21 protein-coding genes are annotated in these 22512 nt (G+C 45.8%); 9 read left to right on the plus strand and 12 right to left on the minus strand.

Annotation, left to right across the window (positions count from 1 at the left end):
• The 4 genes from QUB68_RS01215 to ndk all read right to left on the minus strand — a co-directional run.
• A partial coding sequence (locus QUB68_RS01215; RefSeq protein WP_332988613.1) for a tetratricopeptide repeat protein occupies window positions 1-561 on the minus strand: 561 nt, incomplete at its 3' end.
• A 60-nt stretch (window positions 562-621) separates the two neighbouring features.
• On the minus strand, window positions 622-1152 hold the full coding sequence (locus tag QUB68_RS01220; RefSeq protein WP_332988615.1) for a tetratricopeptide repeat protein: 531 nt from the start codon (window positions 1150-1152) through the stop codon (window positions 622-624).
• Window positions 1153-1251: 99 nt separating this feature from the next.
• Window positions 1252-1374 carry a hypothetical protein gene (locus QUB68_RS01225; RefSeq protein WP_332988617.1) on the minus strand — a complete coding sequence of 41 codons (123 nt, stop codon included), beginning with the start codon at window positions 1372-1374 and terminating at the stop codon, window positions 1252-1254.
• Between the two features lie 485 nt (window positions 1375-1859).
• Entirely contained in the window at window positions 1860-2309 is a 450-nt protein-coding gene (ndk, locus tag QUB68_RS01230) for a nucleoside-diphosphate kinase (protein WP_332988619.1), read from the minus strand.
• A gap of 509 nt (window positions 2310-2818) precedes the next feature.
• On the opposite strand from ndk, the gene QUB68_RS01235 reads away from it, so the two are divergent.
• Window positions 2819-3544, plus strand: coding sequence for a hypothetical protein (locus tag QUB68_RS01235; RefSeq protein ID WP_332988621.1), 726 nt, complete (start codon window positions 2819-2821; stop codon window positions 3542-3544).
• Window positions 3545-3772: 228 nt separating this feature from the next.
• On the opposite strand, the gene proB is transcribed toward QUB68_RS01235, so the two are convergent.
• The 7 genes from proB to QUB68_RS01270 all read right to left on the minus strand — a co-directional run bounded on the left by proB (window position 3773) and on the right by QUB68_RS01270 (window position 11855).
• Complete coding sequence (proB, locus tag QUB68_RS01240) at window positions 3773-4882, minus strand: glutamate 5-kinase (RefSeq protein ID WP_332988623.1); 1110 nt, start codon at window positions 4880-4882, stop codon at window positions 3773-3775.
• 231 nt (window positions 4883-5113) lie between these two features.
• Complete coding sequence (locus tag QUB68_RS01245) at window positions 5114-5635, minus strand: YqeG family HAD IIIA-type phosphatase (RefSeq protein WP_332988625.1); 522 nt, start codon at window positions 5633-5635, stop codon at window positions 5114-5116.
• Between the two features lie 257 nt (window positions 5636-5892).
• On the minus strand, window positions 5893-7017 hold the full coding sequence (mltG, locus tag QUB68_RS01250; RefSeq protein WP_332988627.1) for an endolytic transglycosylase MltG: 1125 nt from the start codon (window positions 7015-7017) through the stop codon (window positions 5893-5895).
• Between the two features lie 234 nt (window positions 7018-7251).
• A complete protein-coding gene (locus tag QUB68_RS01255; protein WP_332988629.1) occupies window positions 7252-7827 on the minus strand; it encodes a DUF3727 domain-containing protein in 576 nt (191 codons plus the stop codon).
• Between the two features lie 301 nt (window positions 7828-8128).
• Window positions 8129-8596 carry a Holliday junction resolvase RuvX gene (gene ruvX, locus QUB68_RS01260; RefSeq protein ID WP_332988631.1) on the minus strand — a complete coding sequence of 156 codons (468 nt, stop codon included), beginning with the start codon at window positions 8594-8596 and terminating at the stop codon, window positions 8129-8131.
• 256 nt (window positions 8597-8852) lie between these two features.
• Window positions 8853-10178 (minus strand): GNAT family N-acetyltransferase, encoded by a 1326-nt coding sequence (locus QUB68_RS01265; protein WP_442923027.1) that lies wholly within the window; start codon window positions 10176-10178, stop codon window positions 8853-8855.
• A 495-nt stretch (window positions 10179-10673) separates the two neighbouring features.
• Entirely contained in the window at window positions 10674-11855 is a 1182-nt protein-coding gene (locus QUB68_RS01270) for a F420-0:Gamma-glutamyl ligase (protein WP_332988633.1), read from the minus strand.
• Window positions 11856-12094: 239 nt separating this feature from the next.
• On the opposite strand from QUB68_RS01270, the gene QUB68_RS01275 reads away from it, so the two are divergent.
• The 6 genes from QUB68_RS01275 to QUB68_RS01300 all read left to right on the plus strand — a co-directional run bounded on the left by QUB68_RS01275 (window position 12095) and on the right by QUB68_RS01300 (window position 18170).
• Window positions 12095-12511 carry a XisH family protein gene (locus tag QUB68_RS01275; RefSeq protein ID WP_332989207.1) on the plus strand — a complete coding sequence of 139 codons (417 nt, stop codon included), beginning with the start codon at window positions 12095-12097 and terminating at the stop codon, window positions 12509-12511.
• Entirely contained in the window at window positions 12499-12840 is a 342-nt protein-coding gene (locus tag QUB68_RS01280) for a XisI protein (RefSeq protein ID WP_332988635.1), read from the plus strand. Before QUB68_RS01275 ends, QUB68_RS01280 begins: the two co-directional genes overlap by 13 nt.
• Window positions 12841-12919: 79 nt before the next feature.
• The gene (locus QUB68_RS01285) at window positions 12920-13252 is read left to right on the plus strand and encodes a DUF433 domain-containing protein (RefSeq protein WP_332988637.1); all 333 of its coding nucleotides are present in this window, start codon (window positions 12920-12922) and stop codon (window positions 13250-13252) included.
• Window positions 13249-13626, plus strand: a complete 378-nt coding sequence (locus QUB68_RS01290; RefSeq protein ID WP_332988639.1) for an SH3 domain-containing protein — start codon at window positions 13249-13251, stop codon at window positions 13624-13626. The genes QUB68_RS01285 and QUB68_RS01290 overlap by 4 nt, the downstream gene beginning before the upstream one ends.
• A gap of 467 nt (window positions 13627-14093) precedes the next feature.
• Window positions 14094-16886, plus strand: coding sequence for a hybrid sensor histidine kinase/response regulator (locus QUB68_RS01295; RefSeq protein ID WP_332988640.1), 2793 nt, complete (start codon window positions 14094-14096; stop codon window positions 16884-16886).
• Between the two features lie 12 nt (window positions 16887-16898).
• Entirely contained in the window at window positions 16899-18170 is a 1272-nt protein-coding gene (locus QUB68_RS01300) for a hybrid sensor histidine kinase/response regulator (protein WP_332988642.1), read from the plus strand.
• Between the two features lie 128 nt (window positions 18171-18298).
• On the opposite strand, the gene QUB68_RS01305 is transcribed toward QUB68_RS01300, so the two are convergent.
• Window positions 18299-19033, minus strand: coding sequence for an SIMPL domain-containing protein (locus QUB68_RS01305; RefSeq protein ID WP_332988645.1), 735 nt, complete (start codon window positions 19031-19033; stop codon window positions 18299-18301).
• Between the two features lie 257 nt (window positions 19034-19290).
• Here QUB68_RS01305 and QUB68_RS01310 point away from each other — a divergent pair, with 257 nt between their 5' ends.
• Both QUB68_RS01310 and pcrA read left to right on the plus strand, forming a co-directional pair.
• Window positions 19291-19674 (plus strand): YkvA family protein, encoded by a 384-nt coding sequence (locus QUB68_RS01310; protein ID WP_332988647.1) that lies wholly within the window; start codon window positions 19291-19293, stop codon window positions 19672-19674.
• Window positions 19675-20077: 403 nt separating this feature from the next.
• Entirely contained in the window at window positions 20078-22435 is a 2358-nt protein-coding gene (pcrA, locus tag QUB68_RS01315) for a DNA helicase PcrA (RefSeq protein WP_332988649.1), read from the plus strand.
• Window positions 22436-22512 lie beyond the last annotated feature (77 nt).

The raw sequence follows: 22512 nt of genomic DNA on the forward strand, positions 1-22512 counted from the left end.
TTGGTTGTAGTATTTTAATGCTTCTTGTGGTTGAGAAATACTGCTGTAGACTGCACCGATATTATTCAAAGTAGTAGCAACGCCTGCGCGATCGCCCACTTCCCGCATCATCGGTAAAGCTTGATTATAGTATTTCAAAGCCTCTTGCGACTGAGAAATGCTGCGGTAGACTTCACCGATATTATTCAAAGTAGTAGCAACGCCTGCGCGATTGCCCACTTGCCGCATCATCGGTAAAGCTTGGTTGTAGTATTTCAATGCTTCTTGCGGCTGAGAAATGCTGTAGTAGTTAAAACCAATGCCAAGGAGTGCTACGGCTTCAAATTTTCTATCTTTAAATTGTCGCGAAATGGCTAGAACCTGCTGCCATGTTTCGATCGCCTGTTTGTGTTTGCCTTGTTGTCCCTGTTGCGCTGCTTGCTGTATAAGTCTCTCTAATTCTTGACTCTGTGCATTTGAACTTTGCGCCCAACTGGGTTGCACCATCACCGGCACAGTCACAGGACTCAAACACGCACCCAAAATCAAAACACTGCTGATAATTCGTTTGATATTTTTCATAATTTATCACAAACGATGAATAGAATAGATATCTGAATTTGCAATTGATCGAGTTGACTTTTACTTGCTGTTGTTGACTTCTTTGATATTCTCCAAAATAGTAGCTTCCAGCTTGCGATCGCCTATTTGTCGCGCAATTGACAAAGCTTGGTTGTAGTATTTCAAAGCTTCTTGCGGCTGTCCCATACTTTGGTATACTGAACCGATACTATCCAAAATATCAGCTTCCTCAGAGCGATCGCCGACTTCCCGCGCGATCGGCAAAGCTTGGTTAAAGTATTTCAAAGCTTGTTGCGGCCCGGAACTAAGGTAGTAGTTAAGACCAACGGCATTGAGTGCTACGCCTTGAAGTTGTTTATTTTTAAGTTGTTGTGCAATAGCTAGAATTTGCTGCCATGTTTCGATCGCTTGTGGGTATTTTTCTTGCTTTTGCTGTTGATCTGCTTGCTCGATCAGTTTCAGTAATTCTTGACTCTGTGCATCTTCTTGACTTTGCGCCCAACTGGGTTGCACCATCAGCGGCACAGTCACAAAACTCAAACACGCACCCAAAATCAAAATACTGCTGATAATTCGTTTCATACTTTTCATAATTCACCACATAAGATTAATAGCACAGGCATCAAACGCAGAATCTTTACTTAATCTCGATATCCTTCCACGATTGCTGGTGCGAGGTACAAGCAATATTTAAACATAGGATTTTTCTGTTTTCCTGAGATAAATTGCATACATCCGATCGTGCCATCTAAAGTTTTCAGACAATTGCTCGATTAAGTTGTCGGCTTGTTCTTTAAACTTAATAGTTTCCATCGGCTTTGGCAAGCAAAATATGAATTTTTATTCGAGTATAAGCGGTATTGAAGGGAGCGGGCAGGAATTTAACAAAAGTTCACCGCCACTGATATTTGACACAATTTGCAATAGTCTAGTAGGGCTGAAACCCTTGGATCAAAGGTGAATTACTAGCTGTGAGGACTGCAAAGCCGATCGGCAATTGTGCAAGATATCAGTTGTAGTAGACTAGACACTTTGTGTGAAAAGTCTTCTCTAGACGAGTCTTCAGGCGATTTCAGGCTTGAGGCGAACGTTTGATACCCGATCGACTTGAGCGTGAATTTTATTTCTGCGATGTGGTTGACTTTGGGCGGGTCGATCGATATCTTGGATGTTAATCACAGATATCGGTGAACCCGTCTCTACGGAATTTTAAATTTGGAAAATTTTGAGATCTATCCGGCTTTGGTTTTATTAAGATTAAGACGCTCTCCCGATTAACAATCGGGAGAATATCAAAACTACTCCACAATCCAAGGAGTTAAACAAGGAGTCCAACCGCTCAATTCTTCAGCTTTGAACCAGAGGCTAATTTCCTCGTTCGCTGTTTCCACAGCATCAGAACCGTGAATGATATTGCGGCCAACATTCACAGCCAAATCGCCGCGAATTGTCCCCGGTTCAGAATTCAGAGGATTTGTCGCGCCAATCATTTTTCTCGCCGAAGCCACAACGCCCGCTCCTTCCCACACCATCGCCACCATCGGCCCGGAAGTGATGAAGTCTACCAGTCCCGCAAAAAACGGTCTTTCTTTGTGCACGGCGTAATGCTGTTCGGCTAGTTCGCGACTCGCCGTGATTAGCTTCATCCCAACTAAGGTAAAGCCCTTGGCTTCAAAACGACCGATAATTTCGCCGACGAGTCCGCGCTGTACGCCGTCGGGCTTAATCGCTAAAAAAGTCCGTTCCAAGATTAACTCCTATTATTTTCTTAACCGATCCAAAAGACACAGTAGCTCACAATGCACCCAAAGGCAATTCTTAAAATTAGAAATTGTTATTTTAGACAGAAGTGTCCGAAGAGATGAACTTACGCAGAACCTCGATGTTGCAGGTTTGCAGTCCGCACCTTACCGCTACTTGTCGCGCCTCAAACCACTTTTTGCGTAAGTCCTGAAATTGCCATTTACGCAATAGACAAGATTGCAAAAGTCCTTTTAATCTAATTTTGGGACGGGATCTCCCGCCCCTCCCACAATCAAAAAAAAATGTGGGATGGGCGTCCCGCCCGTCCTAGGTATTTTTGCAATCTTGTCTAATATGATGCAAATCACAATTTACTGTGATGTAAAACACCCTTACCTATGATGTCCAATACAAATATGTATGATAACAAACACAACTATTAATGCTAAAAACCATAGATAATTAACGGAGGTATGAACACGATCTTCAGAGCAGCGACTCAAGGAAAAAAGCTATGGAAAAAATTGTAGCACTTATTGAACAAAAAAAGCAAGAATTTGCAAAATTGCCATTATTTGAATTTCTAGCAAATAAACACATTCACCCGAATCAACGACTAATTTTTGCACCTGTACTCGCTCCTTTGGCTGTCGGCTTGAGCGACTTAAACAAGTATGTCCTGCGAGAATCTTCCAGCACCAACAAAGTTCAGGAACTAATTAACAAATATACTTACAAAGAACACTACTACTGGCACGGATATCTGGAACACCTAGAAACATTCGGATTTAACCAACTAATGAGTTACGGCGACTTCAGGCTGCTTTGGGGTGAAGAAACTCAAAAAACTCGATCGCTCTGCTCGGTGCTCGAACGCTATGCTTTCCAGGCTTCTCCCGTTCAAAAACTGGCGTTAGCGGCAGCCTTGGAAGGAACCGCCACGGTTTTTTGTGAGGCGGCGCTGGAAGTGATAATGGAATTACAGGCAATTATCAAAAAAGAATATGTTTACCTTGCAGGAGGTGATGTGGGCGGGGAAAATCATCACATTTTAAATACACCTGATATGTTGCAAGTATTGGCAAAAATAGAACTTACTGATGGGGAACGCCAAGCAGCTTTAGAATTAGCACAAAATGTATTTGAACTGTTTACAGAAGCTATGCACGAACTGTTCGGACACACCACCACAAATTCTTGCAATACTGTGCTGCAAACATCCTCGATTTCTGTGTTCTAGAAGACCGGGCGGTTGAAACCGCGTCTATACAGACTCTCACCTGCCTCCGCAGGTTGAAGATGGCGCGGTTAAAATTACATTGTTTTCTTTACATCGCTCTTGAGTGGACATTGTTTGTATAAACCTGGTTTCAACCATACGTCTTAACTTTTTGGGCTAGGCTAGAAGCCCACCCCACAATAGTTTGAATAAACAAGTGTTAAAATTCAATGCACCATAGTTTAATGATTAAACCATCACTAAATTATCTCGGTGTACCGCCGTTTCTACGCCTGCATAGCCTAAGATTTCAGCAATTTTATTGGAGTTGCAGCCCTGAATTTGTCTCAATTCTAAACTGCTATAATTTACAAGCCCTCTGGCAATTTGCTTGCCTTCTGTGTCGCACAACTGTACTGAATCATCAGCTTGAAATTCTCCTTCTACTCCAGAAATCCCCGCAGCTAACAGCGATTTTCCGCCGTGGGAAATTGCCTTGACAGCACCTGCATCTAAATACAGTTTTCCGGCTGGAATGAGCACGTTGGCTATCCAGTGTTTGCGAGCGTTGACAGGGCGCGGTTGCGGCTCGAATTGAGTGCCTATAGACTCTCCGTTAAGTATTTTCTCGATATTACCAGGAAAGCAGCCGTCGGTGATGACTGTCCGCACTCCCGATGCTGTGGCAATTCTGGCGGCTTCAATTTTTGTCACCATTCCGCCGGTTCCCCAACCGCTGCGGGAATCTCCTGTTTGCACCTGAAATTCTGTGAGCTGTGCCATACTTTCTACGAGGGCGATCGGCTGCGCGTCGGGATTGCTGCGCGGATCTGCGGAATACAGCCGATCGACATCCGTGAGTACAAACAACCAATCTGCTTCTACCAAACTCGCCACCAGCGCCGAAAGCGTGTCGTTATCGCCAAATTTCAGCTCGTCTACCGCCACAGTATCGTTTTCGTTGACGATCGGAATTACGCCCAACCGTAGCAATTGTTGAAAGGTATTGTAAGCGTTAACATAGCCGTTGCGCTGCACCAAATCGCCCCTGGTGAGCAATACTTGGGCGATCGGCTGTTGTAGAGTAGTAAACAAGTCATCGTACACGCGCATCAGCCGCCCTTGGCCCACGGCGGCCACAGCCTGTTTCAGAGCGATATTTCGCGGGCGTTCCGTCAAACCCAAGCGCGCGCAGCCCACCCCCACCGCACCGGAAGAAACCAACACTACTCGATGTCCTTGCTGCCGCAAATCGGCTAAAATTTCGACTAATGCAGCAATAGTTGACAGAGCCAAGTTTCCCGTAGTCGATCGAGTCAGCGTCGAAGTTCCTATTTTAACAACAATAGTTTGAGTCATTAGTCATTAGTCATCGGTCATTGGTCATTAGTCATCGGTCATTAGTTATATTATCTGCGATCGCACGCCCGCCATCAAATTTGTTTGTAATGAATTCACGAAAATCTCTGATTCCCATCCCGGATATTTGTCAACCCGCCCTCTGACAACTGACAACTGACAACTGACAACCCGCCCTCTGACAACTGTCAACTGTCAACTGACAACTGTCAACTGACAACTGTCAACTGACTACTTTCTGCTATCAAGAGAAGCCCCCAAAGCTTGAGACACCCAAACCTCAAAAGAGCGCACCGGATGCTTGCGAAGCGCATACCCAGCATCAATCATTGGCTCGACTAAAATAGTGAACATACCCAAACGATTGCCGGCTAAAACATCAGTAAAAAGTCGATCGCCCACCATCGCCACCTGTTCCACCGGCAAATTCATCGCCGTCACAGCTTTACGCAACTTGCGGCGCGACGGTTTAGCAGCACCAGTGATGTAAGGTAGATTCAAAGACTGAGCAATTCGACCGATCCGAGTCTCACTTAAATTATTGCTCGCCAACCACAGCGATACTACGGGTTTAATTTCTTCCACCCACAGACTGAGTTCAGGAGAAGCATTCATTGCCGTAATGGGAACGAGAGTTTCGTCCACATCCAACACTAATCCTTTAATATGATATTGCTGAAGAATCTCAGTCGTTAAATTTACGACTGAATTGCCTAGAACTAAGTCTGGCTGTAGTAGTTTACCCCAAGTCATAATTTTAGATTTTAGATTTTAGATTTTAGATTGAGAAATAAGAAAGTGGAAGTTAAACATTGAAAAAGTCAAAAGTCACAAGTAAATAATTCTGGCTTTTGCTTGGTAATATCGTTTTCCTTTGCATCCCCATCAGAATTTTCGGAGTGCAGTGCGAGCGCTCTATCGCCTTGAACGCTCGCAATCGGGTATAATTCCGATGTACCCGAATCCGATCTAACTTTTGACTTTTTACTTATGTATCAGTCATTGGCAATCTATTGACCCGATCGCACTTTCTGGTCAACTTGAGCAACAGCAGCATCGTGTTCCGCCTGAGTGCGGCTGAAAATGTGAGTGCCGTCGTACCGAGCCATAAAATACAGGTATTCTGTATTTTCAGGAGCCAGAGTCGCTTCCAGACTTGCTATTCCCGGAGCTGCGATCGGAGTTGGGGGCAGCCCTACATTCATATAAGTATTGTAAGGAGAAGGCGTTTCCACCTGCTTGAAAGTCAAAGGCTTCTCCTTAGTTTGCCTGATGCCGAGGGCGTATTCAACCGTCGGATCGGAACCCAACTTCATGCCCTTATTCAAGCGGCTGGTAAACACCCCAGCAATGCGCTGGCGTTCCGCAGCAACCACAGCTTCTTTTTCCACAATACTCGCCAAAGTTACCCACTCTTTCAAAGAAAGCTTAGTATTGTTCTGATTTTTTTGAAAGACTGGCAAAGCTATCCGCTCGAAACGGCCGAGCATTTGCTTGATGACAGCTTGCGGGCTGACTGCATCGCCGTCTAACTGATAAGTATCCGGGTACAAAAACCCTTCCAAATGAGGCAGACCGCTCGGCAGCCAAGGGTACTGGGCGTAGGGAATTTGACTCGCCGCCGCCATAAAATCCTTAGCCGGGAAAAAACCTTGCGCTTCAAAATAAGCGCTCATTTGTTGCAGCGACCACCCTTCTGGAATCGTGAAACTCTGCTGTACGACTTCACCCTTCCAAATTTTCTCAGCAACCGCACTCAGAGGCTGAGTCGGCGACAGTTGGTAAGTTCCGGCTTTAAAATCTCCCTCGCGGTTTTGCAGGGTCAGCCAGCGGGCCCACATATTCCATGCTCCTGCCGATCGAATTAAGCCAGCGGCCTCTAAATCCTGCCCGATTTTTTGACTGGAAGTACCGGGGGGAATTTGGATGGAAACAGCAGCATCCTGTCCCGGGGAAGTTGACGTTTCAGCGATTTTAGGTGGCGCTGAAGCCCAGCTCCACCAAGCCCAGCCCTGCCAAGCACAAACTCCCCAAATTGCCGGCAGCAACGCCAGATAAAACAACCATTTAGAGACTTGCGGAGTACCTTTTCGGCTCTCTCGCGCGCTGCCTTTTGTCAGTTGTTCTTTGTTCATAGTCCGTTGTCCTCGATAAGTGGCGGTTAACTAACGACTAATGACTGATGATCTGCAATTGATGACCGAAAAGTTACGGATACCAGCCTTTTTCAATGCCCCATTCAACAGCTAGAGCTGACAGGGCAGAAGGTGAAATCTCGAAAAAGTTCAATCGACCGAGCAGTTGACTTTTTTATAACATAGTCAAAAATTCTGCTTTTTGCCGTCAGGCCTTCTGCCTGCAATTAATATCTAATCAAGCTCGTCAAAGAACTGGTCTTCTAGCATGGGCAACATCGGTTCCAGCCTTTGGAACTCTTCTTCCGAGAGTAATTCTGGCTCGCCATCATCATTCATTCTAGCCAAGATAAAGAACGGGTCGAGAGGGGTATAAATGGCATATTCCTGTTCTTCGTGGTAGAAGCTGGTCAACCACATCAGCTCCTCGAACTCCGACTCCTCATCGGGATCGGCATCGGGCGCCATATCCTCGTCGGGAAATTCCGGCAATTCACCAACCACAGTCAGAGTCACCGCTGTGCGCCGGAGTGCCAAGTTCTGCTCTTGCAGGACAACTCTAGCAATATCAAAAATTTTGTCAATTTCCGTCTCGTCTTCTACAGGAATTGCTGCTTCGTCGGTTTCGTCTCCGTGCCAAGTAAAAATTTCTACGGGAGAGTCGATCGGCAGCAGCAAAGCGTATTCTTGACCTTCTAAGTTCATCGAATATTCTATGTTGCAAGTCAGCGATCGCCCAAGTTCATCCGTCAGGGTGACGGACTCTTCGTTGGAACTGCCATTCTCTTTGCGGTATGGGGATGAGGACATCGCGTGTATCTTATTTTCCGTCAATAATTCAGTAAAGTTGGCTTGACAATGGGGAGTTTTCGTGGCGATATTCTGGTCGATCGGGCGATCGCTAGTCCACAAACTTCAACCGCGAGACTCGCGGCATTTTCCACAGGCGAGGAGTGCAGCGTTTAAATCTCAGCCGAGTCCGCCGGCGACACTGAGGACAAATCACAATTATGTGCTGCTTCAGTACCGAGGTTCTGCGGAATTTTATCCCATGTGTCAACACTTACAGGTGTGCGTAGCAAACTTGCACAACCAGGATATCACGCCTGTGTTACAACCTATCAGGATTGGAAACTGCCCCGATCTTTTGCCTGCGCTCGTCCAACCACTGCTGCAAAATCATGGCTGCTGCTTTGCGATCGATCAAACCCTTATTTTGCGAGGGCGACATCCCTTGATCTCGGATCAGTTCCTCTGCGCCAACAGAAGTCAGGCGCTCGTCGGCGTATTCTAGGGGCAGTTCTAAGGCGGCGGCGATGCGACTGGCGTATTTCTGAACTTTTCGGGCTTGAGCGCCTACTTCTCCGTTAAGGGAGTAGGGCAGGCCAGCCACCAAAATTTGCACTCTCCGCTCTTGCACCAGCTCTCTGAGATAAGCTACATCTCGATCGAAGGACGATCGCACCAGAGTAGTAATCCCCGTAGCGATTAAACCAGTGCCGTCACACCCGGCGATGCCGACTCGTTTGGTGCCGATATCTAATCCGAGGGCACTAATCCATAATTTTTCGTTGGACATTAATCAATTTGAGATTGGAGATTTGAGATTTACTTCTTTCTTACCGGAAGATTTTTTTTAACGAACCGCGTTGGCGTAGCCTGCGCGAAGCGCTTAGACGCAGTACGCGAAGCGGCGCGTAAGCGCTAAAACGCGAAGGAAGAAGGGAAGAAAGTAAGAAGTAAGATGGGTATTTTTGGCTCGATATCAACAAAAAGCAGAAGGTAGTTTTTTTTCGAGTTTCTACTTTCTGCTTTTAGCTATCAGGAATTAAGTCTTATTCTTGCGATTCGCGGTCGATCGGCAATTCCGGCAAATTTAGAGGTAAAATGCTACCGCTATCTGTTGCTCCTGATTCGGAATTTTGGCTGTTCAATGGGTTAACTTGATTCGCTTGATTTTTTCCTGAGTCCGACAAAAAGGGCTTAATCTCGGACGACGCGGGCGCTGCTGCGGCTTCTCCAGCCATGGGCCCGAGCCAGGACATCCTACCCGGTACGGGTTTGCGAGTTGGCTGGAAGCTTTGCAGCATTTCTGATAGCTGGAGTCCTTCGAGGGAGACTAATTTTGACTCGCGCAATTTGTGCCACACCGATCGCGACATCAGCAAACTGTGTTCCAGACGGACGGCTCCAAATTGCTCTAAATAAGCTTCCCGTTCCGGTTGGTAGTCGGCGGAAGCCAGTTGCAGGCTTTGGACTGGGAAATCTTGAACTAGGCGCGCCATCTGAGACAGCAGTTCCGGGTACAGCCAAGTGTAGGCCGGGTGCACGGTTAGCTGGGCGACGTGGGGCTGCTGGCCGTTGCGGGATAGCTGCACCTGAAAATAGCCGATCGCGGCTTTGCGCTGCGGTTCAAACACGTAAGCGGTGACTACCTCTGTTTTGCCCAGCCACTGTCTGACACCTTCAAACAAAGCGCCGAAAAAACTGGTTTTGAAATCTTGAATGTGCCGATCGAATACTTGACGTACTAACGGTGGCATAGACGCGGTATCGAGTTGATATAGCAATTGAGCGTCGGCGTTGCTTACGGGCAGCAGGTTGGGCAAATCTGGTGTCGCGGAGGCCATTTCTTGGAGGCGTTCCGGGGCGATCGACCAATAAGTCATTTGTGCCAAGGGCTGAAACCCGTTTTGGCGGTACAAAGCCAGGGATGTTTTATCGCCGACATTCACCTCTAACAGCCAGGTGCGCGCCTCCCACACTGCCTCAAAGCAGTACCGCAGCAGCATCGAACCAATGCCTTTGCTGCGGGCTTCTGGGTTTACTCCGATGCGATCGATCCGCCAAGTGCTGCGGGTGCGGTTGAAAGGAGAAATCTGAATTATGCCCTTAACTGCACCTTCTTCCTCAGCAACGTGGGCCCGAAACAGGGACTGACAAGGGTTGGGAAACAAGCTAAAAAGCTTTAGCAGTCCGTACCAGCGGCGAATCTGCTGCAACTTTTTACCCAGTACCAAGTCGCAGCTTGCGCCCTTGCGGTTTTCTGGTTCGTCGGCTGTTTCCGCGCACAGTTGTTCCATCGCCTCGATATCGCGGTACTGAAACGGGCGAATTACAACTTGGTTTTGGTTTTGGTTTTGGGAGGGAAATGAAGTCATATAGAAATTCTCAAGTGAAGTATAAATTGGTTATTGGTTATTGGTTATTGGTTATTGGTTATTGGTTATTGGTTATTGGTGATTGGTTATTGGTGTCAACTTAAGGTCAAACGTAGTGCTGGTCTTCTGTCTAGCGATTAAGGTTAGATCTCCCTGGCACCCCCCTTAAGAAGGGGGGGACAGGAGCATTCTCAAAGTCCCCCGACTATCCGGGGGATTTAGGGGGATCTGGCCTCAGCGATAAACAAGATATACAAAGGCTTTTAGCTTTAAGTTGACACTAATAGCTGGCGAGTCTCTAATAAAACTTGATCACCGTAATAGCACCAAAGTGGAGAATAGAAATTGAAAAGTCAAACCTTTTTAAGAAAGGGGAAGAGTTAGGGAAGTTTTGAACTCAAAACTTATAACTTTTGATTCTTCACCCTTTCTTAGTTGAAGGAAAATTAAAAATTTCAAATCGTGTTTTTGACTTTTTAATTTTCAGTTTTCAACTTAAGATTTCTGTGGCAGAGGTCGAATTAAAACGACCGGTGTTCGCTCGTCAGCATTCCCGGCGGGGTTGCTGCGTAACGCTTGCTCTAAAAATGCGATCGACAAATCAGAAGTAGCTGCTAATATCTTAACTGCTTTTAAGTCATTAGCGTCTACGATCGCCGCCGCAAGTCCAGTTTCTCGTTGAATTTCCTCTACAACTTGCTGGGGATTGTCCGGGCCAAGCACGATAAATTGGTCGAAGGGAGGCAAAGTCCCCGTAACATCGTCGATTAGTCTGGCTTGTTCCCCTGCAAGTTGGTAGAAGACTCCCGGTTTACCCAATATTTTAGCTACAGAGCCGATCGCAAATGCCGCCACTACGCGCCAAGGCCCGACTACATCCACCAAAGTTTGCATCCCGCAAGCCGTAGCCAAACTCGACATCGGCAAGAAAAACAAGCAAACTCGCTTAGCTACCCATCCGGGCTTGACTTCGCTGGGATGGCGGTAACGTCCCTGCATCAAGGCTAGGGGAGTTTCTGCGAGGGCGACGATATCGCCTTTGTTGGCGCGCGGTAACACGTAACGCTTGACAATTTCCACGGGATTGTCGAGTTCGGCGAGGATGTGGGTGCGAATTGGGAAGACTTCGGCAACGCCGACATTGCGGGCGACGGGTACGGTATCGGGGCTGGGAAATTGCAGCGGGACTACTACGTTGCGGACTTTGGGGATGCGCCCGCCGGGGCCGTAGGTGATGAAATGTATTTGCACCCAAGCTGACTGCAATTTGGTTAAATCTTGCCCTTGAATGTCTACGGAAACTTTGATTTTTGTGGTTTTTTGGGCTTTAACAATATACCCGAACCAGTAATCGTCCGATCGGGCTTTTGCGTCTTCGTGACAAGGAATCACTTTTGTCTGGGAAGTCACACCATCCAAACTTCCGTCTGATAGTAGTTTCACCTGTGCCCGCACATCTGGCAACATAATCTCGAACCGCTGTGTCAGATTGCGGAATTCCATTTCGCCAACCAACAGATAGCGGTTGGGTTCGTTTATGGCTAAGTGCCATTCTCCGGCTGTAAGTTCTAGTTTATTTGGACTCCCACTCCGGCGATAGTTCAACTCTAGGCCCAATCCGCCCAATGCTAGCAGCGAACCTGCTGCTGCGATTCCTGTTGCTAAACTCTCTATCACTCAAATCACCGCCAATAATATTTTGTGTTTACTGTAGTCGATCTCGGGTACTTGGAGATCCGATCCGGTAGTAATTGGATTTGCTGGGTTTGCTAGGGGATGCAAGGCAAGTGAATTTTGCTGTCAGCGGTTTGTCTGTTGGCGGGCTGTGGGGATGTGCGATCATCGTGCTTTGGGATACTGGGATGTGCGATCGTCCTTGAGTTAAAATGTAGAAGATCAAATTACCTCGTCTCGTGATGCCAGCTAAAGATATCTACCATGATGCAGTCAAGCAAGCGCTGATTAAAGATGGCTGGCTGATAGTTACTGAAAACTATGTGCTGGAATATGGCGGGGATAAACTTTATCCAGATATTGCGGCCGAAAAGTCGATCGCAGCAGAATCGCAGGGACGAAAAATCATTGTTGAGGTGAAGAGTTTTTTAGGGCGATCTTTCATGAACGATTTAGAGGGCGCTGTTGGACAGTATATCATTTACCGCAATATCTTACAAGCCCAGCAATCCGAGTATGAGTTGTATTTGGCGATTACCAGCAGAGTTTATAGCAGCGGCTTTCAGAAGAAAATTTCCCAATTAATTGTTGAAACCAATCGAGTGAAATTGCTAGTTGTTGACCCAAAAAGCGAGGTAGTTGAGCGATGGATAAATTAGAGTATTATCGTCATTTGATTCGGAAAGTTTTAACTAATTATTATGAGTTGGACGCAAAATCTACCGATTTAACGCTAGAAAGTGCGCTGATTTTTGACGAAAGGCGCGACCATTATTTATTGGTAGTAATGGGTTGGGAGGGAGAAGAACGGATTAAGGTAAATACTATTCATGTGCGATTGCGGGATGGCAAAATTTGGATTGAGGAGGATTGGACAGAAGATGGGGTGGTGACAGATTTGTTGCAGGCTCAGGTGCCGAGGGAGGATATTGTATTGGCGTTTCATCCACCGCATTTACGGCAATATACGGAGTTTGCGATCGCTTGATTACTTAATTGTGCGATCGCCAATCTAACTATCTCATCTAATTGGTTTAAAATCTAGATAAAAAGCAGCGATTAGCCTTATGACACTCGCCATCACCCCAATAAAGCAGTATATCGAACAACGCAACGAAGGGTATTGGATTGAAGGAACTCGGATTTCTCTCGATTCAGTCGTTTATTCATTCTTGAATGGAGAAGCCCCCGAAAGCATTGCCCAAAATTTTCCGCTACTTTCGCTAGAACAGGTTTATGGTGCGATCGTCTTTTATCTTGCCAACCGAGAAATCGTGGATGCGTACTTAGAAGAAGGTGAAGCAGAATTTAAGCAATTGCAACAGTCTTTGAGGGAAAAAAGCCCAGTTTTGTATCAACAATTGATAACTGCTAAAACTCGGGAAAAAGGCGCATTATGACGAAAGTTCGATTAAAAATTTGCGCTTTCATGCTTGTAGAAATCGCCACTCTTGCTATCTTCACTCCCAAGAGTGCGAGCGCTCAATCTATCACAGATAAAAGCTGCGTTGCCGATATTGTCGGTGAAGATATTGGCTCACAAGTTAATATCAGGTCTGGTGCAGGAAGCATTTTTAGCGTTGTCGGCACAGTATCGGTAGGAAATTTAGTGATTGTCGCTAATGACGACCAAAATAAAAGTAGTGTCGTATCTCCACTCAGCCGCAAAGATAGCGAAGGAAATGTCTGGTATTTGACGACAAGATTGAGAGCAAGTCCGTACAAAGGTTGGATAAAATCAGAATTTTTGAAACTCAGATGTCCTAATCCCTAAGTGCGACGCTCAAAAAGAGGAGGTAATCTGCACGCATTCTCTCTTTTATGGTAATTTAAATATGCGATCGCCCAAACAACTCTCATCGCACTTATCTGAGTCTATGTACTTAAGTATTCGCAGCCCACAATTAAGTATCAATTCGGCAAAAACCCTACGAGAATCCCCTGATATTTATTTAGCAGGACAGCGCGCACAACACCTCAAAAACGCGCTTACCTAATCAACCCCGTTTCTCCGAGGAACTTAAAGAAATTTATAGAAGTGCGGCTGTGCGGGCGAGTTATTAAATTCACAGGGCAAAATATTGGCTTAAACCATTTTTGGGTTAATATCGATACATAACCACAAATTAGGTGATTCTCAAATAAGGGCGATCGCCCAATAAATCTCTCTTTAAAAAAAAGCTAGGCTAAGTGTAGTCGATCGAAAATAATATCCGCCTGGCTGTAATAGAGAGTTGCCATATGTCATCATCCCAGCCTTCAATCCTCAAGAAACTGATTGGTAATGCGCCGCTGCGAACCGTTTTGATTGTCCCCTTCGTGCTACAAATCATCGGTGCCGTGGGCATTGTTGGCTACTTATCTTTTCGTAACGGACAAAAAGCAGTCAATGACTTAGCATCTCAATTGCGTACTGAAGTCAGCAGTCGCATTGATCAGCACTTAGACAGCCAACTCGACACAGCGCGCCACCTTGCTCAAGTTAATGCCGATGCCTTCGACGTGGGATTGCTCGATCCCAAAGATTTAGATAATATGGCTCGTTTCTTCTGGAAACAGATGCAATTGTTTAATGTCGGCTTCATAAGCTTTGGCGCTCCAGGAGGTGAGTTTGCGGGTGCTGGATATGTATTAGATAAAAATATTGTTTCTGGCATCAGTAATCCAAAGCAACACGGCAATCGAAATCATTACATCTACAATACAGATAGTCAGGGCAACAAAACTACGCTTATTGATATATACAAAAATTACGAATTTGAGAAAGAACTGTGGTACTCAAACACGGTTAAAGCTAGAAAACAGACATGGGTTGTATACCAGTGGGAAATCACGCCGTTTCCTCTGGCTGTTTCGGCAAATAAGCCGATTTATGATAAGAAGAATCAATTGATTGGTATCATCGGCATCGACCAGCGTCTTTCCCAAATTAGCGATTTCTTGCGTCAACTGAAAGTTAGTAAATCTGCCAGAACATTTATTGTGGAACGCAGCGGGCTAATGGTTGCGAGTTCCAGCACCGAGGAACCATTTAAACTAATTGAGGGGCAACCTAAACGGTTAAACGCATCAGAAAGTAGCGATGTGCTGATCCGCTCGACATCTCAATATTTAGTCAAGCATTTCGGCGACTTCGACAAAATAAAAGATACTCAACAGCTTGATTTCTTGCTGAATCAAGAACGCCAGTTTGTGCAAGTTTTACCCTGGAAAGACGAGTGGGGATTGGATTGGTTGGTAGTCGTGGCTGTTCCTGAATCGGATTTTATGGGGCAAATTAATGCCAATACTCGCACCACGATTCTATTTTGTATCGGTGCTTTAGTTGTGGCGACGGTTGTTGGTTTTTACACTTCCCGCTTGATTACTGAGCCGATCGCACTTTTGAGCAAAGCATCACAGGATCTCGCATCCGGGAAATTCGATCGCACAGTGGAAGTCTCCGGGAAGAATGAATTAGGTGTGCTTTCGGAATCCTTCAACGACATGGCGCAGCAACTGCGCGACTCTTTTAAAGCCCTAGAAAATACCAACGCCGAACTCGAACAGCGCGTCGAAGAACGCACCGTAGAACTCAAAATAGCAAAAGAAATGGCAGACGGTGCCAACCGCGCCAAAAGCGACTTTTTGGCTAACATGAGCCACGAATTGCGAACTCCCCTCAACGGCATTTTAGGCTACGCGCAAATTCTCCAGCGCAGCGAACCGATGACGCAAAAAGGGCGCGGCGGCGTTGATATTATTTATCAGTGCGGTTCGCATTTGCTAACGCTGATTAATGATGTATTGGATTTGTCGAAAATTGAAGCCCGAAAACTCGAACTGCATCCCACTGCTTTTCACCTACCGTCATTCATCCAAGGTGTTGCCGAAATCTGCATGATTCGCGCCCAGGAAAAGGCAATTTCTTTTGATTTACAGATTGATTCGCAACTCCCGACTGGGGTTTGCGGCGACGAAAAACGTTTGCGCCAAGTCCTGCTGAATTTGTTGGGAAATGCGGTTAAGTTTACGGAAAAAGGCGGAGTAATTTTTCATGTAGATGTAATTAAAGATGCTGAGTTTTCTAATTCAAGTTCTCAGTTAAATTTAAATCAAAAAATATACAAAATTAGCTTTAGAGTCGAAGATACAGGCCCGGGAATGACACCAGCACAAGTTAAGAAAATCTTTCTGCCTTTTGAGCAAGTAGGTGATCTGAAAAAACAATCGGAAGGTACTGGATTGGGACTTGCGATCAGTCAAAAGATTGTAGGCTTGATGCAGAGTGAAATTGCGATCGACAGTCGTGCAGGAATTGGCAGTATTTTTTCCTTTGAAGTGGCACTCCCGGAGGCCAAAGATTGGGCTGAGAGTTCGAGAATCGTCGAACAGGGGACTGTGCTCAGCTACTTGGGCGAAAAACGCAAAATTTTGGTGGTGGATGACAGGTGGGAAAATAGGGCTGTGCTGGTAAACTTGCTGGAACCATTAGGCTTTGAGATGATTGAAGCGGCAGACGGGAAAGAAGGAATGGAGCGCGCTTTAGCCACTAAACCCGATTTAATCCTCACCGATTTAGCTATGCCGGTGATGGACGGATTTGAGTTTTTGCGCCAAATCCGCGGTCATCCTCAACTGCGAGATGCGATCGTGTTAGTGTCGTCTGCAAGCGTGTTTGAGATCGATCGCCAAAAGAGCTTGGATGCAGGTGGAAATGATTTTTTGCCAAAACCAGTGCAAGCAGATGTATTGCTCGGCTTACTTCAAAAATATTTGCAACTGGAGTGGGTGTATGACGAGACAGTAACTGCGGGTAAAAAAGCCCAAGATGCGATGCCAAACGAAATGCAGATTCCGGCGATCGAGATTTTGCAGTTATTAGATGAACAAGCTCAATCTGGCGATTTGGACGCGATAATTGAGATGGCGGAAGAGATGCAAACAGCCAATCCAGAACACGCGGTTTTCGCGAATAAAATAGTCGTTTTGGCAGAAAAATTTCAGGTAAAAGAGCTGCGGGCATTGATTGCAGAATATTTATCACAAGTATAAGGAGAAAATAGCATGAATGAACCAGAAAAAAAATTTATTTTAATAGTAGATGACAGTGCCACAAATTTAGCCGTGCTGTCGCAAGCCTTAAAAACAGCAGGCTACAAAGTGCGAGTGGCAGTAGACGGCGAATCAGCGATTGAGATGCTAGAAAAATGTGCGATAGATTCTACAAAAATCCCTTTCCCAGAACTCATATTACTAGACGTGCAAATGCCGGGAATCGATGGCTTTGAAACCTGTCGTCAGCTCAAAGCCAACCCCGCGACAACGGCAATTCCAGTCATTTTTATGACCGCCTTAGCAGATGCCGAAAGTAAGATGAAAGGCTTGTCATTAGGTGCAGTGGATTACATCACCAAACCCTTTGAACAAGACGAAGTAATTGCTAGAGTTAACATTCACTGGCGGCTCAAACAGTTAACGGACAATCTGGAACAGCAAGTTACACAACGCACCTGCGCTTTACAACAAGCCCAAGTCCAAGTAGTGCAGCAAGAAAAACTATCCGCCCTGGGACAACTCGTTGCTGGAGTCGCCCATGAAATTAACAACCCGCTGAGTTTTATGGTCAGCAACATTGCACCTGCAAAGGAATATTTGGCTGACATTACAGAAGTTCTTCGACTCTATCAAAAACATTATCCTGCACCTCCATCAGATATCGTTAGCAAGATGGATGAGATGGATTTGGAGTTTGTGATCGAGGATTTTTCTCACCTCTTGGATTCAATGCAAATAGGCACTGAACGCATTAAAGATATTTCGCTATCGCTACGTAATTTTGCTCGTTCGGATGGAGATACTGCGAGTGCGATCGATCTGCACGAGACTTTGGATAGTACATTGTTGCTGTTAAAACATCGACTGAAGGATCAAGGGTCTCGCCCCGCCATTGAAGTTATCCAAAACTACGGTCAATTGCCCCTAATTAAATGCTATCCTGGCCCGATGAACCAAGTTTTTATGAATTTGTTGGCAAATGCGATCGATGCTGTGGAAGAGGCTTGGGAAAAAGACCAACGTCCTCTGAATATTACCATTAGCACGGAAGTTTTGCGCGAAAGTGCGATCGTCCGAATTGACGATAACGGGTTGGGAATGACGGAGGAGATTCAACAACATTTGTTTGAACCTCTGTTTACTACAAAAGCGGTGGGTAAAGGCACTGGGCTGGGATTGTCGATTGCTAAGCAGATTGTGACGGATAAGCACGGCGGTGAATTGTTCTGCAAGTCGATGGCGGGGAAAGGTACTGAATTTGCGATCGAACTTCCTATTTAATTTTAATATTAGACAAGATTTGAAAAGTCCTTTTAATCAAATTTTAGCACGCTGCTCAGAGCAACGTCCCACAAGAAAAAAAACTTTGTGGGACGTTGCTCTGAGCAGCGTCCTAATTATTTTCGCAATCAATAGCTAATTTGCAAAGTCACAGAAGCATCTACCTGCTGTTCCCCTCCCACCACCGGCGTTGTAGCAAAACTAGCACTGCGAGCCTCTACCTGCCGGTACATAGGAGGCGGCGCGATCGCACCGTTGACTTGAATTCCGAGAATATCTCCCCGCTTGAGGTTGAGCGCGCTCAGGACTGCATCTGCTTGCGATTGAGCGTCTTGAGTTGCTTTTTTGAGTGCTTGTTTTTGAGCTTGTTCGATCGCACTTTCGGCGGCTACAAAGCTCACACCTTGAATTCGGGTTGCTCCGGCCCTCACCGCATCATCGAGCAAAGTGCCGGCAGATTGAGTATTGATGCGAAAACTGACGGTATTCGTAGCAGTATACCCTGTTAAGCGCTGTTGGTTGTTTTCGTAGCTGTAATTCGGGTTGAGGTTGATGCCGGTAGTTTCGAGTTTTTCTACTTGGCGCGATCGCAACAACTCTACCACAGCGGACGATCGTCTCGCCGCTTCCTGCTGCACCTCGGCCGCCGTTTTCCCCTGCACTTCCACCCCCAAACGGACGAGAGTTTGAGTTGTCGGAATCGCTTCAACACCTCGCCCAGTAACCGTTAGCGTTCTGATTCGCTGTTCCTGAGCCACCGCCGGATCTAATCTTACAAAACTCACGAGAGTTAACGTTAAACATAACGCTGTTAGCAGACTACGGAAATTGATTATAGTACCCCGTTGCAAATTTGAATTCATAAACTCGATTCTCCTCACATAAAACAGATGCTATACTTTACCTTGGCACTGGAATTGCTAAATATCCAGCCTGTTACGTTTTTAGCAACTAAAAAAATCATTAGTCATTAGTCCTTAGTCCTGATAAGTAGGTCATTGAAAAAAAAACAATAGTATCTTGTAGGGGCGGGTTTAGCTCATAATCTATGATACCAGCCAGTTGATTCAGGCAAAACCCGCCCTCTCCCCATTTAATGTTTATTTGTACCCACCTACTTATGCAATCCTTAAAACAACTTGCGCGCCAACTCAAAAAAGAAACTTACGCTGTTTATTTAGCCAGTATAGACCAGAGAGTACCTTGGTATGCGAGAGTTTTAGCGGGTGTTACGGTTGCATATGCTTTTAGCCCGATCGACCTAATTCCCGACTTCATCCCAATTCTCGGCTACTTAGACGATTTAATAATTGTACCATTAGGAATTTGGCTGGTACTAAAGATGATTCCGCCAGAAGTTTTAGCCAAGTGTCGGGAAAAAGCAGCCGCAGAAATAGAGCGAGGAAAACCGATAAATCGGGCTGCTGCTGTCGTAATTGTTGCGATTTGGATCGGCTTGGGAATATTAGCAGCAATTTGGATAAAACAACTATTTAAACGTTAGAATACCCGGCGGTTGAAACCGCGGCTATACATACAAAACCCGCCTCCGCGGGTTGAAGAATAGGCGTTGAAAATTATATTGTTTTCTTCAGTCCGCGGAGGCGGACATCGTTTGACTTTCTGGCGGTTTCAACCGCCGTCTTATGGCGGACATCGTTTGACAAGGCGCGGTTTCAACCGCCGTCGGATCTTCATGATATTATATTGTAGGGCGATCGCGCCTTACCTTAAACAAACTCGGAGTAAGTGAATCCATCTAATCAAACGTAAAATACGAATCGCTCAAAGGCTTGCTGTGTATCTCTTCTTCCTTCTTCCTTCTTCCTTCTTCCTTCTTCCTTCTGCTTATCACATACCAAGTATTATTTCTCCCTTAAAAAAATCCAACAACTAACATTCCAACTATGACTCAAACTACCGATCACCTCAGCCACCTCAACCCATCCCAGCGCCAAGCAGTCGTCCATTACAACGGGCCAATGTTAGTAGTAGCGGGGGCTGGTTCCGGGAAAACGCGAGCTCTAACTTACCGCGTAGCTAACTTAGTTCGCACCAACCGAGTCGATCCCGAAAATATTCTGGCGGTGACTTTTACCAATAAAGCCGCTAGGGAGATGAAAGAAAGAATTGAAAAATTGCTGGCAACTCAGCAAGCTGAAGCGGAATATGGTAAACCTTTGGCAGATTTAGCGCCGGAAATACAGACGAAATTGCGATCGCAAATTTACCAAAGAATTACCAAACAGATTTGGATGGGAACATTTCACTCTCTGTGCGGCCGCATTCTCCGCTATGACATTGAGAAATATCAAGACGAAAACGGCCGCCAGTGGAAGAAGAATTTTTCGATTTTTGACGAGTCAGATGCTCAAACTCTTGTCAAACAAATTGTCACCAAAGTCCTCAACCTAGATGACAAGAAATTCGATCCGCGCAAAGTCCGCTATGTCATCAGCAATGCTAAAAATAAAGGTTGGTCTCCTCAAGAATTCCTCGCCGCAGAACCGGATTATAGAGGGCGCGTCATTGCCGATGTTTACAGCCGCTACCAAGATGCTTTAGCAGCCAACAACGGCTTAGATTTTGACGATTTAATTCTAGTTCCGGTTAAACTCTTATCCCAAAATGAGCAAGTGTTAAATTATTGGCATAAAAAGTTTTGCCATATTTTAGTTGATGAATACCAAGATACTAACCGCACTCAATATGATTTGATTCGGATGTTAGTTACAAATAACGCCGACCCGAAAGAGTTTGATAAATGGCAAAATCGCTCAATTTTTGTGGTGGGCGATGTCGATCAATCTATTTACAGTTTTCGGATGGCTGATTATACCATATTGCTGGAATTTCAAGAGGATTTTGGCGATGGTTTGTCGGACGAAAAAACTCAGACGATGGTCAAATTAGAGGAGAATTATCGATCGCGCGAAAACATCCTCGAACTCGCCAACCACTTGATCGAACACAATACCGAACGCATCGAGAAAGTTCTGCGCCCGACTCGCGAACCCGGAGCTCCGGTTGTGGTGTGGCGCGCTGACAACGAAATAGATGAAGCGCAATTTGTAGCTGGTCAAATTCAGTCGTTGAAGCGCCAAAATTCCGAATACGAACACGGCAGTAACTTTGCGATTCTCTACCGCACTAATGCTCAATCTCGATCCTTTGAAGAAGCGTTAATGTACTTGGATATTCCCTACAATATTGTCGGCGGCCTGAAGTTTTACGATCGCAAAGAAATCAAAGACATCTTAGCATACCTGCGGATGCTTGCCAATCCCGACGATAGCGTCAGCCTCAAACGGATCATCAATACTCCCCGCCGCGGCATTGGCGACACCACATTTGGTAAAATCGAAGACGCTGCAACTCAATTGGGGATTCCGTTGTGGGAAATTCTCAGCGATGAGTCTTCTGTAAATACTCTCGCAGGGCGATCGGTAAAAGCTATAATTAAGTTTGCCGAAATGATTGGTCGTTGGCAATCGCAAGTTGAAACCCTGCCCGCGTCGCAAATTGTCCAAGGAATTATCGAAGATTCTGGTTACATTGACGATTTGAAAAACCAAGGAACCGAGGAAGCCGAAAATCGCATCGCCAACGTTCGAGAATTGTACAACGCGGTGATCCAATTTGAAGAACAAAACGAAGAACCGACGCTAACATCATTTTTAGCAAAAGCATCCTTAGCATCCGATTTAGATGACTTGAAAGAAGATGATTCCCGCGTGTCGCTGATGACGCTGCACTCAGCGAAAGGGTTAGAATTTCCCGTAGTCTTTCTAGTCGGAATGGAACAGGGTTTATTTCCCAATTTCCGCAGCTTGGATGACCCAAGGGCGATCGAAGAAGAACGCCGTTTGTGCTACGTTGGCATCACTCGCGCCCAGGAATTGCTATTTCTCACCCACACTCGCGAACGCCGTCTCTGGGGAGGATACCGCGAACACTGCACGCCTTCGCTATTCTTGGGCGAGTTACCGACACATTTGTTGGCTGGAACTACGAAGAAAACTAAAACTGGTAAAACTGCGGGAAAAATAAGTAATTCAGTAGCTAATTCTGAGACTTCTCCACAGGGAAATCATCCACAATCGACGGATTGGAAAACGGGCGAACGGGTTTTTCATCATGCTTTTGGAGTCGGAGAAATTACCCATGTTTTGGGAGTGGGCGATAAAACGAATCTGGCAATTAAGTTTACTGGTTTGGGCCGCAAAATCATCGATCCGAGAACGGCGAAGTTGCAGCGAGTGTGATAGAAAATCCGGCGGTTGAAACCGCGTCGATACAGGCAAAACCCGCCTCCGCGGGTTGAAGAATGGGCGGTTAAATC

It is taken from the genome of Microcoleus sp. A006_D1 (genome assembly GCF_036702805.1).
Classification (GTDB): domain Bacteria; phylum Cyanobacteriota; class Cyanobacteriia; order Cyanobacteriales; family Microcoleaceae; genus Microcoleus.

Excerpts from the sequence above, each read along its gene's own strand:
- QUB68_RS01300 (WP_332988642.1), top strand. The coding sequence starts at position 16,899 with ATGAATGAACCAGAAAAAAAATTTATTTTAATAGTAGATGACAGTGCC.
- proB (WP_332988623.1), bottom strand. The coding sequence starts at position 4,882 with ATGACTCAAACTATTGTTGTTAAAATAGGAACTTCGACGCTGACTCGA.
- QUB68_RS01255 (WP_332988629.1), bottom strand. The coding sequence starts at position 7,827 with ATGTCCTCATCCCCATACCGCAAAGAGAATGGCAGTTCCAACGAAGAG.
- QUB68_RS01285 (WP_332988637.1), top strand. The coding sequence starts at position 12,920 with ATGACACTCGCCATCACCCCAATAAAGCAGTATATCGAACAACGCAAC.
- QUB68_RS01220 (WP_332988615.1), bottom strand. The coding sequence starts at position 1,152 with ATGAAAAGTATGAAACGAATTATCAGCAGTATTTTGATTTTGGGTGCG.
- QUB68_RS01265 (WP_442923027.1), bottom strand. The coding sequence starts at position 10,178 with ATGACTTCATTTCCCTCCCAAAACCAAAACCAAAACCAAGTTGTAATT.
- QUB68_RS01305 (WP_332988645.1), bottom strand. The coding sequence starts at position 19,033 with ATGAATTCAAATTTGCAACGGGGTACTATAATCAATTTCCGTAGTCTG.
- QUB68_RS01245 (WP_332988625.1), bottom strand. The coding sequence starts at position 5,635 with ATGACTTGGGGTAAACTACTACAGCCAGACTTAGTTCTAGGCAATTCA.
- QUB68_RS01290 (WP_332988639.1), top strand. The coding sequence starts at position 13,249 with ATGACGAAAGTTCGATTAAAAATTTGCGCTTTCATGCTTGTAGAAATC.
- pcrA (WP_332988649.1), top strand. The coding sequence starts at position 20,078 with ATGACTCAAACTACCGATCACCTCAGCCACCTCAACCCATCCCAGCGC.
- QUB68_RS01225 (WP_332988617.1), bottom strand. The coding sequence starts at position 1,374 with ATGGAAACTATTAAGTTTAAAGAACAAGCCGACAACTTAATCGAGCAA.
- QUB68_RS01310 (WP_332988647.1), top strand. The coding sequence starts at position 19,291 with ATGCAATCCTTAAAACAACTTGCGCGCCAACTCAAAAAAGAAACTTAC.
- QUB68_RS01235 (WP_332988621.1), top strand. The coding sequence starts at position 2,819 with ATGGAAAAAATTGTAGCACTTATTGAACAAAAAAAGCAAGAATTTGCA.
- QUB68_RS01275 (WP_332989207.1), top strand. The coding sequence starts at position 12,095 with ATGCCAGCTAAAGATATCTACCATGATGCAGTCAAGCAAGCGCTGATT.
- QUB68_RS01295 (WP_332988640.1), top strand. The coding sequence starts at position 14,094 with ATGTCATCATCCCAGCCTTCAATCCTCAAGAAACTGATTGGTAATGCG.
- ruvX (WP_332988631.1), bottom strand. The coding sequence starts at position 8,596 with ATGTCCAACGAAAAATTATGGATTAGTGCCCTCGGATTAGATATCGGC.
- QUB68_RS01280 (WP_332988635.1), top strand. The coding sequence starts at position 12,499 with ATGGATAAATTAGAGTATTATCGTCATTTGATTCGGAAAGTTTTAACT.
- mltG (WP_332988627.1), bottom strand. The coding sequence starts at position 7,017 with ATGAACAAAGAACAACTGACAAAAGGCAGCGCGCGAGAGAGCCGAAAA.